Origin of the sequence: Paenibacillus sp. S02 (assembly GCF_019454065.1) — a bacterium.
GTDB lineage: Bacteria > Bacillota > Bacilli > Paenibacillales > Paenibacillaceae > Paenibacillus > Paenibacillus polymyxa_B.
In genome coordinates this window covers 5,347,751-5,359,514 of the sequence record NZ_CP073682.1, presented here as the reverse complement: position 1 = coordinate 5,359,514, position 11,764 = coordinate 5,347,751, and the positions used below count along the sequence as shown (strand labels likewise).

The window sequence follows — 11,764 nt, the reverse complement described above, 5'->3', positions numbered from 1 at the left end:
TGTATATTTAAATTAATAATCGATAGAATAATAATTGTTGGGAGCATCATCATGGAAGAACTAAGAAAAGCTTTTGCTGATCTAAGTGGGGAGTTTCAAGAATTCAAAGAATATATAAAAAAGAATAAATTGCTTTGCATTGTAATTGCTTTGATGATTTTTTTCGCATACGGCTTCCCCTTAACGAATTTTACTCTTTCAATAGATGAAGAAAATGCACTGTTTTCACAACCTGAATCTATAGTAAGGGCATGGGGTTCCCAAGGGCGTATTGGAATCGTTTTTATCAAAGAACTATTCCAATATTGGCAGGCTAATTCAGTAACTAGCACCTTTCTTGCAGTAACTTCTCTTACTCTCAGTAGTCTAGTTTGGGCATATATCTTCAATTGTTTTGTTATTAAAACACAAAATCAGCAAAATGATGTAGCAGGCTTTATTTTTGTAATACTCTTTCTAACATTTCCTGCGTACTCGGAAAATATAGGATTTTCAATGATGAGCTTCGAATTAGGGATAGGGTGGATAGCGATATCTTTAGCAACATTATTAGTTGTAAAATGGACTCTTTTAAGAAAAAATAGAGTATATTTATTTTTGGGAATATTATTAATTACGTTCTCTATCTCTATATATCAGTCCTTCTTGCCAGTTTTTGTTTGTGGCGCTCTGGTAACCACATGTTTATATTTTTTATCTATTCAAAAATCAGATACATGTTTAAGTTTTAGGGAGTTTATTGTAATACCACTTAAGTATATCCTTGCTTTAGTAACTGGATATATTTTTTATTATCTGATAGGTAAATTGGTGGGGCTTTTTATTCCGCCCTCAGGTTATATCGATAATTTTTTTGTTTGGGGAAAACAGGACCCAAGTTATACGATAGTAACACTATTGGTGTATTTCAAAAATCTTGCTTTGGGAAATATTGTATTCGGAAGCGAGATTATACTACCTACATTAATAGCATGTATATCCGTTTCACTATGGTTTTTAGTGAATTTCATTTTTAAAAAAGGTAACTATATGGCATTCTATTTGTTTTTAACATTATTATGTTTACTCAGTATGCCCTTTTTAATGTCTATTATGCTAGGCTCTCCCATGCCGATAAGAGCAAATTTAGTGCTTGGGTTATTTATTTCTTCAGTATGGCTACTACTATACCTGATTATTAATAAACCCCTTTTAAAGAATATTGTCTTGATATTAATTGTAATAGTCTCTCTAAACCAGTCGCTTTCACTAGCACAGTTATTTTACAGTGATTATAATAGATATCAAGATGATGTAAAGTTGGCCAATCAAATTGGATATACAATTTTAAATTTGAATCAGGGAGAAAAGCCATCCCAGCCGGTTGTATTTGTAGGAAGTCATACTCAGCAACCAAGACAAAATATTATAAAACAAGAGGTATTAGGATACTCATTTTTTGAATGGGATGGTGGAAGACAGGGGAGAAAATGGGCTTTCATGAAATCATTAGGATATGATTATTTCAGACCAAATGCTAGTGAAATACAAAAAGCGCTTAAACTTTCAACTAACATGCCAATTTGGCCTTATAAAGGCTCTGTTGCATTATCTGGCAACCTAATAATAGTTAATCTTTCTGATGATAAAGAAAAGTATAAATTAGATTTGACTGATAATGAACAGAATGTCAAAGTTACTGGAAAATCAATTTATAAAATTAATGCTGATAAGGATATCCCAGGTTATTTTGATTTATCGATTTCTAAAACTGGAAATAATACAACCATGTTAAAAGCGGGCCATATTGACCCACATATATCTTTTCCTCTATTCAAAGCAATCGATAATAGTACATTTGATTATATTAAACTAAATTTTGAGTCTGATACGGAAGGAGATATGCAGTTTTTTTTGTCCCAGAAAAATGAAGATTATAGCGAAGAAAAGTATAGTAATTATATTTCCGTGAAAAAGGGACTTAATACAATATTCTGTAAAAAACCGATTGCAATGCAAAATGTTGGAGCTATTAGAATTGATCCTCCTAATAATTCATCTATCGTGCTAAAAAGTATCGATTTTATAAAATGATTGTTAATAGAAGGGGAATTATACCTCAATTATTTATAGATTGGTAGATGCGGATTATGCTTTTTGTGTATTTTAATTTTGCCTTGAACGAGAGGCCTGTCGGTAATGAGATTATTATCGACAGATCTCTTATATCGAATAATATACTTAATTTCTATTTCACACTACAAATGATCCAATGTTAGGAACAAACTTGAGGTTATTATTAGCTTTAAAAAAGTAATATACAGTGTAAGAATTGGTACTATTAAGTATTAGAGGAGTTGGAATTTTTGTTCTCTTGGAATAGACATAAGATTGTACCGTTAGTTGTTCTGATATTAATATCTACATCGATTTTCATTTATTACTTACTTCAAAATTATAATGTTAATTATTATGATGAAACGGGATACATTAATGTTAGTCAAATGATTTTAGATAAAGGACTCCTCAGTATAGATGAACCTTTAAGGACCTATCTATATCCTCTATTCATAGCTTTGGCTAGAATATTCACAAATGGAAACATTGATAATACCAAGATAACAATCAGTATATTTCAATTTATTCTATATATTTACACCATTTTTACTGTGAGCTCTTATTTCTATAGAACAACTAAAAATAATTTGATCTATTATGTTATACTGACTTTTGGATTTCTAAATCCTTATTTAATTCAGTCGACAACGTTATTTTTAACGGATTCACTCGCATCATGTTTCATTGTTCTCTCAGTACTACATGTGATTTTTAATGATTACCGGAAAATTAGTTCTTATTTTATAGTTTTTTTGTTAGGTTATGCGGCGGTCATGGTTAGACCAGCCTCAGCAATTCTAATTCCAATTATTTTTATTTTATTCCTTTACAGAAAAAAAGTGCTTAATGATTTAAATTTACCGAAGCTTATACTAGCAGCCGTTATTTCTAGTATAATTTTTATACCGCAACTTTACAATAATGTGAATCATTATAACCATTGGACTGTTCTGGTGCATCAGAATCTTTATGAATTTCAAAGTAAACTTGCAGCAACATACTTAAAATATGGGACTTTAATTATTCCTAATGAAAACCCTCAGTTGATTTTTAAAACACCATTTTCAGTAAGTCCTGAGGTAAACATATTTGATTTAGTGGTTTACAATTTTCCGGCATTTTTAGTTGCATATAGTTCACATATATTTGGAGTATTAGATTGGGGATATGTAGATACCTATATCAGAGATTTTTACCCCATGAGTAGGATTCTTGGTTCTATATTTCTTTATATTTTTTGGATTCTAGCAGCATATGGCATATTTGGCTTTCTTATATACAGAAAAAAGACAAAGAAAGCTAAGTTTATTGCCGTTTCTTTATTTGTTTCCTGTCTTGTGTATCTACTTTTTATTGGAACAACCGTAGTTGAATCAAGATTCGGATATCCAGTGTTCTTAATATTACTCCCTTTTTGTGGTATTGGTGCTTATAAGATGGTGAAGTTAGTTAACAACAAGGGCATTGAACTAAAAAGGAGGCGTATAATTATTTGCTTGTACAGTGTTTCATTTTTAATAATCATTTTTTTATTTTTTGTGTTGTCGTTCTTGTTGGACTATCAAACAGGTAGGATTAACTGGTTTAGTTTATAAATATGTTAATGGAGGGGCAAATGAGTAGTTCATCTTATGAGTACACAAGTCAATTAATAGAAATTAGCGAATTAGGCGATGAAAGAGGCATGCTTGCTGTTATTGAAGAACATGAGGATTTGCCTTTTGAGATTAAAAGAGTCTTTTATATTTATGGAACAAGACAAGATATTAGACGTGGTTTTCATGCTCATTATAAAACACGGCAGGCTTTAGTAGCTGTAGCAGGCAGTTGTAAAGTATATCTTGATAATGCTAAAAGAAACACAGATGTATTATTAGATAATCCTGCTAAGGTACTAATATTAGAACCTAATGACTGGCATGAAATGTATGATTTTTCTTCTGACTGTGTACTATTGGTGCTTGCATCCCATCTATATGATGCAGAGGACTATATTAGAGACTATTCTGTGTTTTTAGAGGTGTATGGTTCATGAAACATTATTTTGCTCATGAAATGGCAATAGTAGAGACCAATAAAATAGGTGAAAATACACGAATCTGGGCTTTTACTCATGTTTTACCTGGTGCTGTAGTAGGGGATAATTGTAATATAAATGATCATACATTTATTGAGAATGATGTGACTATAGGTAACAATGTTACAATTAAATCAGGGGTGTATATATGGGACGGTGTTCGAATAAAAGATAATGTGTTTGTTGGCCCTAATGTAACATTTACGAATGATATGAAGCCGCGCTCCAAACAGTACCCAGATAAATTTCTAAACACATATCTGGAAGATGGCTGCTCTATCGGAGCCAACTCTACAATTATAGCTGGTAATAGAATTGGGAAATATGCCATGGTGGGGGCAGGTTCAGTCGTAACTTCCAATATCCCAAATAATACCTTGTGGTATGGAAACCCGGCAAGATTTCGTGGGTATATTTGTAATTGCGGAGAAAATTTGAATGAAGTTTATTTTTGTTCTAAATGTGATTCTCAGTATTACTTATATAATGGAGAAATTTCAATAAACATACAAAGTGAGTGAATATCATGATACCTTTCCTTGATCTGAAAAAAATAAATTTGCAACACGAGGAAGCTATTCTGGAAAGCATGAAGAAAGTTCTGCATTCCGGATGGTATATTCTTGGAGAAGAAGTTAAAGCATTTGAACGTGATTTCAGGGACTATTGTGGGACCGAATATTGCGTTGGGGTAGCTAATGGACTTGATGCATTAGAATTAATTATGCGTGCTTATGATATTGGTCCAGAAGATGAAGTTATTGTACCTTCAAATACCTACATTGCATCAATTCTTTCGATTTCTGCTAATGGGGCTATTCCAGTTCTAGTTGAACCTAATCTTAAGACATATAATATCGACCCCGACAAAATCGAGGGATCAATTACTAATAGAACGAAAGCAATATTAGTGGTTCATTTATATGGGCAGATATGTAATATGAAACCTATTCGTGTCTTAGCAGAAAAGTACAATTTGAGAATTATTGAAGATTGCGCTCAATCACACGGTGCAATTTATGACGACATTCGTGCTGGAAATTTAGGTGATGCAGCTGCATTCAGTTTTTACCCAGGGAAAAATTTAGGTGCTTTAGGCGATGCGGGTGCAATAACAACAAATGATAAAGCAGTTTATAAAAAATTATATGCACTTCGTAATTATGGATCTGAGAAAAAATATGAAAATATCGTAAAAGGGTATAATAGTCGCTTGGATGAATTTCAGGCTCCTATACTTCGGGAAAAATTAAAGTACCTAGATCGCGACAATCAGTTGAGAAGAGAGATAGCATTGTACTATTTGAGTAATATTGATAATCCACACATTACTCTACCTCAAATCGAAGAGAAAGAGTTGTCTCATGTTTGGCATGTTTTTGTTGTTAGAGTTAAGAATAGAGAAGGCTTTGCTGAATTTCTACGCAGCAAAGAAATTCAAACCATGATTCATTACCCTATTCCTCCGCATCGACAACAAGCTTATAGTGAATGGTCAAATAAAAGTTTTCCTATCTCAGAGCAAATACACTCTGAAATTATAAGCATTCCGTTAAGTCCAGTTATGACTATGGATGATGCCAAGTGTGTTGTGGAGGCTATTAATGACTACCAACCAAATTAAATTTTCTATTGTAGTTCCTGTGTACTTTAATGAGTTAAATATACCTCATACGATTCATAGACTTACTGGGCTACAAAAGCGCTTGGTAGGATGCGATTTAGAATTTGTCTTTGTTGATGATGGTTCCAAAGATGATTCTTTAAAGTTATTGTTAGAGGCCAGAAAACAAGATTCCAGAATAAAAGTTATTAAACTAAGTAGAAATTTTGGTTCAATGTCTGCAATACAAGCTGGTTTGAATTATGCTACTGGTGATTGCGTTGGTATTATTGCAGCAGATTTGCAGGATCCGCCAGAGTTATTTAAAGAAATGATTGAGCATTGGAAGTCTGGTAAAAAAGTAGTTTTGGCAACAAGAGAAGATAGAGAGGAATCGTTCTCACAAAAGTTTTTTTCTAATACGTATTATTATCTTTTGGAAAAATTCGCTCTAAAAGACTACCCTAAGGGTGGGTTTGACTTTCTACTAGTTGATAAACAAGTGGTACATGAAGTTTTACACATTAAAGAGAAAAATACTAATGTTATGAGTCTGATCTACTGGCTTGGCCATGAGAGAGAAATGATCTCTTATGTGAGACAGGAAAGAAAATTAGGAACATCTAAATGGACGTTATCTAAAAAAATCAAGTTATTTGTTGATTCATTTGTTAGCTTTTCATATGCGCCTATTCGTTTTATGTCAGCAATAGGTTTTGTTACTGCTGTTTTAAGTTTTTTGTATGGTGTTTTTATAATTATCAACGCGCTTGTGGGATTGATCGAACTTCAAGGTTGGACTACAATTATTGCACTGATTACATTTTTATTAGGTGTCATTATGATTATGCTCGGCATAATTGGAGAGTACCTATGGAGGATTCTTGATGAGAGCAGAGAGCGCCCTGCATATATTGTGGACGAGACTTACAAATAAAGAGTTTCTTAAATTTCTAATTAGCGGGGGATTAAATACACTGGCAACCTATGCTATTTATTTAGCTCTTATTGGTTTCGTAGATTATAAGATTTCTTATAGCATTTCATATGTGTGCGGAATAGTTCTATCTTTCTTATTAAATGCTTTGTTTGTTTTTAAGCAAAAGGTTTCTTTAATGAGCTTTATCAAATATCCAATTGTATATATTGTACAATATTTGATTAGCTTGCTAATGCTATTTACCTTGGTAAGAATTTTTCACATACCAGAAATTATTGTTCCGTTAATAGTTACTATTGTGACCATTCCAATTACTTTTGTTTTATCGAGATTAATTATTAGAGCGAATTAATGGAGGTTTTATTATGAAAGGGATAATTCTTGCAGGAGGTACAGGCTCACGTCTATACCCCTTAACCAAAGTGACAAATAAGCATTTATTACCCGTTGGTAAATATCCGATGATTTTTCATTCTGTATATAAGCTTAAGCAAGCAGACATTCGAGATATCCTTATTGTTACAGGTAAAGATCATATGGGTGATGTTGTTAACCTTCTTGGCAGTGGTCGTGAGATGGGCGTAACATTCACTTATAAAGTTCAAGATGAGGCAGGTGGGATTGCACAAGCCCTTGATTTGGCTGAACAATTTGTAGGTGATGATCAAATGGTTGTTATTTTGGGTGATAATGTATTTGAAGATGACATTGCGCCTTTTGTGGATAATTTCCGCAATCAAATCACGGGTGCGAAAATCCTTCTTCAGCAGGTACAAGATCCATACCGTTTTGGAGTGGCCGAGCTTCAGGGGGAACGGATTGTGTCTATTGAAGAAAAACCTAAAGAACCAAAAAGTGATTATGCTGTAACAGGTATTTATATGTTCGACCATAGTGTGTTTGAAATTGTAAAAACGCTTGAACCTTCAACTCGTGGAGAACTTGAGATAACTGACGTTAACAATGCATATATTGCTAATGGAACATTGACATATGATATTCTTCAAGGATGGTGGACGGATGCTGGAACTCACCCATCTCTTGCGCGTGCTAATGAATTAGCCAAGGATATCGTGTTTGGTGAAGAGTTTGGAAAGCTAAAGCTTTAAAATAAAGGGAGGATGCGGACTTATGAAGGTAATCCCTTTGAAACTGGAAGGTGCAAAAATGATTGAACCCGTGGTCCATGGTGATCATCGTGGTTATTTTATGGAAAGCTACAATGAGCAGATTATGAAAGAAAACGGTATTAATTATGCTTTCATTCAGGATAATGAGTCATTATCTGCAGAAGCCGGTGTGATTCGTGGCTTGCATTACCAACTTAATCCTAAAGCACAGACCAAACTCATTCGTGTGCTTTCTGGAGCTATCTACGATGTGATTTTGGATATTCGTAAAAGTTCTCCAACATTCGGTCAATGGGTCGGAGTCATTTTAAGCGAGCATAATAGACGTCAGCTACTGGTGCCTAAGGGTTTTGCTCATGGGTTCTGTACGCTTGTTCCTAATACGCAAGTGCTGTATAAGGTAGACGAGTATTATTCACCTGAAAATGATCGTGGAATTCTGTGGAATGATCCTGTACTAGGGATTGATTGGCCAACTTCTCATGCTATTCTTTCAGAGAAGGATCAGAAGCATCCAGCACTGGCCGACGCAGACATTAATTTTGATTAGACGAATAATAAGATTTAGGAGGTCTGTATGAAACTTCTTGTCACCGGCGGGGCCGGATTTATAGGCAGTAACTTTGTCTTGTACATGTTAAAACACCATCCAGATTACGAAATTGTAAATATAGATGCTCTTACCTATGCAGGTAACCTGGAAAATTTGAAATCCATTGAAAATAACCCCAAACATAGCTTCATCAAAGTAGATATTACCGACGCACAAGCGATTGATCAGTTGATGCAGCAGGGAATCGATGTGGTAGTTAATTTTGCAGCGGAGTCACATGTGGATCGGAGTATTTTGGAACCGGAAGTGTTTGTAAAAACAAACGTATTGGGTACGCAAGTGCTACTGGACGCAGCCAAGAAATATAACGTGACCAAGTTTGTACAGGTATCAACAGATGAGGTGTACGGTTCTCTGGGAGAAACAGGATTGTTTACGGAGGAAACTCCGTTGCAGCCTAATAGTCCTTATTCTGCATCCAAGGCAGGTGGCGATCTGCTAGTTCGTGCATATCATGAAACCTTCGGTTTACCAGTGAATATCACGCGTTGTTCTAACAACTATGGTCCATACCAGTTTCCTGAAAAATTGATCCCGCTAATGATCTCCCGTGCACTGAGTGATCAACAGCTACCAATATACGGGGATGGCTTGAACATTCGCGACTGGTTGTATGTAGAGGATCATTGCAGCGCAATTGATCTGGTCATTCATCAGGGTAAACTGGGTGAAGTATACAATATCGGGGGAAATAACGAGCGGACAAATGTGCATATCGTCAAAACGGTATTGGAGGAGCTGGGCAAGCCAGAAGCTCTGATTTCGTATGTGCAGGATCGTCCAGGTCATGACCGCCGTTATGGTATTGATCCAACGAAGACGATGAATGAGTTGGGCTGGAAGCCAAAGCACTCTTTTGAAACCGGCATTAAAGAAACGATTCGCTGGTATTTAGACAACGAAGAATGGTGGACTCGCATTCAATCTGGCGAATATCAACAATACTATGCAAAGCAGTACGGTTCCCGCTTGGGGGATGCGTAGAATGAAGGTATTGGTTACTGGAGCATCCGGCCAACTTGGTAAAGACGTAGTAAAGGTTTTTCAGGAGCAAGGACATGATGTCCTTGGTTACGATCGGGAACAATTGGATATCAGGGATTTGCAGCAGACCGTGAAGATTGTAGGACAATATCAACCTGACGCCGTAATCCACTGTGCAGCGTATACGGCTGTGGATGCAGCGGAGACCGATGTAGACGGGGCTTATCAAGTCAACGCGGCAGGTACACGTAATATGGCGCTGGCTGCGGAAAAGGTTGGAGCCAAGCTGGTTTATATCAGTACAGATTATGTGTTCGATGGAACGGCAAAGCAGCCATATCATGAGTACGATAATACCAATCCGCAGAGTATCTACGGAAAGTCCAAACGGGCGGGGGAGGTATTGACCCAAACACTTTCCTCTAGGTATTTTATTGTTCGTACATCTTGGGTATATGGATTGCACGGGAACAATTTTGTCAAAACGATGCTGAAGCTTGGTCAGGAGAAGCCGCTCCTGCAGGTGGTGAATGATCAGAAGGGTTCACCTACCTATACAGTGGATTTGGCACGTTTTTTGGCGGAATTGATTCAAACGGAGAAGTATGGCGTATACCATGCATCCAATAGTGGCTCCTGTACCTGGTATGAATTTACGCAAGCTATTTTACAGGATGCGGCGGAAATATTAGATGCCAAGATCACAGCGAAATTGGAGCCGTGCAGCACAGAGCAATTCCCCAGACCGGCAGCGCGGCCACGTAATTCTGTTATGGAGCATATAGCGATCCGAACCAATGGATTGAATGATTTGCGCGACTGGCGTGAGGGATTACGTGATTTTTTGCAGGAGTGTCTTAGTAAATCCGAGTAATTAAAACCTTATTATAAATATCAGCAATCTCCCATCAGTTCATGATTGGGAGATTTTATTATATTAAAGCCTATGTTGATTAAGGACGCTGAGCATTATAATGTATAAGCAGGTGGAACCTATTGTCCCTTTATTACACATTTTAAAAGAAGGAGGTCATTACTCTGAACAGACCTAACATACAAATTTTATTGTCTACATATAATGGAGCAGCTTATTTAGATGAGCAAATAGAAAGTCTCATAAATCAAAAAGACGTAGAAGTTCAGATTCTAATTCGTGATGATGGCTCGACAGATGATACGGTTGCCAAGTTGAGAGCGCTGAAGCAACGTTATCCTCAACAGATTATTTTATGCCTCGAGAGCAATGTAGGGGTTATTAAAAGCTTTTTTGATTTGATTCAAAGATCGTCTGAGACATTCGACTATTACGCTTTTTGTGATCAGGATGATGTGTGGATGCCGAATAAACTTGCTCAGGCTGTGTCTCATCTCAGGGATCAGGATGGGAGTCGGCCGTTGATGTACTGTTCTGCTACACAAATGGTCTCTCAAACATTGGAACCACTTAAAGTATGGCCAGCTGACATCCCCCGACCTGTATCCTTCTATAATGCTCTCATTGAGAATGTGTGTGTAGGTTGTACCATGGTGATCAATACAGAAACCCTCCAGCTCGTGAAAAAGAGAACTCCGACTTCTTTGGATAACATTATTATGCATGACTGGTGGATTTATTTATGCACCTCCTCTTTTGGTAAGGTTGTTTTTGACCCCGAGCCGTCCATTTGGTATCGGCAGCATCAAAACAATGTGCTGGGAGGTTCTACCGATGGCTGGGTTAGCAAGTGGAGGAAAAGACTAAGTAGATTTATAAAAGGAAAAAATCGCTATATTTTAAGCAAACAAGCCCAGCAATTTATTCAACTTTATGGACAAGACATGTCTCCTCAAATGTATAAAGATATGGATCAATTCCTGGACAGCTACCAAAAGGGCGTAATTTCTCGTATGAAATATATTTGGCAGTCCCCATTTTATAGGCAGTCACGGTTGGACAACTGGATTTATAAGTTGGTTTTCATAATGAGGAAGTTATAGAGGTATGGAAAGAAAAAATATTGAAACTTTTTTCCATATATGAGCGTCAAATAGTCAAAGGTGCAAATGAATACTAGATAAAATACCATCGAATGCGTGTTCCTTTATGGAAAAATATAGTATAATTGAAACGTGCAACCGATAGAGCTGGCAAGGGCGGTCGGCTAACTCTCCCGAGGAGGGGGGTGAAGCCTGTGACAGTGTTTGAGGCGCTCAGTTTAATGCTGACGTTCGGGGCGTTAATCGTCACACTGTTAGAGTTTAACAAACGAAAATAGACCGCCCCCGCAAGGAAGGGTCTATTTTCGGCCTGATTGTTCCAAAACCGTCCGCTCTTGGAGCG

The 11,764-nt window shown here is 36.4% G+C and carries 13 protein-coding genes; all 13 read left to right on the top strand.

Annotation, left to right across the window (positions count from 1 at the left end):
• Positions 1-51 precede the first annotated feature (51 nt).
• The 13 genes from KAI36_RS23945 (at position 52) to KAI36_RS27755 (ending at position 11,699) form a co-directional block, all read left to right on the top strand.
• Positions 52-2,073, top strand: coding sequence for a glucosyltransferase domain-containing protein (locus tag KAI36_RS23945; RefSeq protein WP_220026186.1), 2,022 nt, complete (start codon positions 52-54; stop codon positions 2,071-2,073).
• 797 nt (positions 2,074-2,870) lie between these two features.
• Positions 2,871-3,692 carry a hypothetical protein gene (locus KAI36_RS23940; RefSeq protein WP_220026185.1) on the top strand — a complete coding sequence of 274 codons (822 nt, stop codon included), beginning with the start codon at positions 2,871-2,873 and terminating at the stop codon, positions 3,690-3,692.
• Positions 3,693-3,712: 20 nt separating this feature from the next.
• The gene (locus tag KAI36_RS23935; RefSeq protein ID WP_220026184.1) at positions 3,713-4,132 is read left to right on the top strand and encodes a sugar 3,4-ketoisomerase; all 420 of its coding nucleotides are present in this window, start codon (positions 3,713-3,715) and stop codon (positions 4,130-4,132) included.
• Complete coding sequence (locus KAI36_RS23930) at positions 4,129-4,695, top strand: acyltransferase (protein WP_220026183.1); 567 nt, start codon at positions 4,129-4,131, stop codon at positions 4,693-4,695. The genes KAI36_RS23935 and KAI36_RS23930 overlap by 4 nt, the downstream gene beginning before the upstream one ends.
• Positions 4,696-4,700: 5 nt before the next feature.
• A complete protein-coding gene (locus tag KAI36_RS23925; RefSeq protein WP_220028198.1) occupies positions 4,701-5,798 on the top strand; it encodes a DegT/DnrJ/EryC1/StrS family aminotransferase in 1,098 nt (365 codons plus the stop codon).
• Positions 5,779-6,714, top strand: a complete 936-nt coding sequence (locus KAI36_RS23920; protein ID WP_220026182.1) for a glycosyltransferase family 2 protein — start codon at positions 5,779-5,781, stop codon at positions 6,712-6,714. The genes KAI36_RS23925 and KAI36_RS23920 overlap by 20 nt, the downstream gene beginning before the upstream one ends.
• The gene (locus KAI36_RS23915) at positions 6,665-7,069 is read left to right on the top strand and encodes a GtrA family protein (RefSeq protein ID WP_220026181.1); all 405 of its coding nucleotides are present in this window, start codon (positions 6,665-6,667) and stop codon (positions 7,067-7,069) included. Before KAI36_RS23920 ends, KAI36_RS23915 begins: the two co-directional genes overlap by 50 nt.
• Positions 7,070-7,082: 13 nt before the next feature.
• Positions 7,083-7,826, top strand: a complete 744-nt coding sequence (locus KAI36_RS23910; RefSeq protein ID WP_220026180.1) for a sugar phosphate nucleotidyltransferase — start codon at positions 7,083-7,085, stop codon at positions 7,824-7,826.
• A gap of 22 nt (positions 7,827-7,848) precedes the next feature.
• Positions 7,849-8,397 carry a dTDP-4-dehydrorhamnose 3,5-epimerase gene (gene rfbC, locus KAI36_RS23905; protein ID WP_220026179.1) on the top strand — a complete coding sequence of 183 codons (549 nt, stop codon included), beginning with the start codon at positions 7,849-7,851 and terminating at the stop codon, positions 8,395-8,397.
• 27 nt (positions 8,398-8,424) lie between these two features.
• Positions 8,425-9,444, top strand: a complete 1,020-nt coding sequence (rfbB, locus tag KAI36_RS23900; protein WP_220026178.1) for a dTDP-glucose 4,6-dehydratase — start codon at positions 8,425-8,427, stop codon at positions 9,442-9,444.
• 1 nt (position 9,445) lies between these two features.
• On the top strand, positions 9,446-10,318 hold the full coding sequence (gene rfbD, locus KAI36_RS23895; protein WP_220026177.1) for a dTDP-4-dehydrorhamnose reductase: 873 nt from the start codon (positions 9,446-9,448) through the stop codon (positions 10,316-10,318).
• 191 nt (positions 10,319-10,509) lie between these two features.
• Entirely contained in the window at positions 10,510-11,421 is a 912-nt protein-coding gene (locus KAI36_RS23890) for a glycosyltransferase family 2 protein (protein WP_220026176.1), read from the top strand.
• A gap of 185 nt (positions 11,422-11,606) precedes the next feature.
• Positions 11,607-11,699 carry a putative holin-like toxin gene (locus KAI36_RS27755; RefSeq protein WP_219727884.1) on the top strand — a complete coding sequence of 31 codons (93 nt, stop codon included), beginning with the start codon at positions 11,607-11,609 and terminating at the stop codon, positions 11,697-11,699.
• Positions 11,700-11,764: the final 65 nt, after the last annotated feature.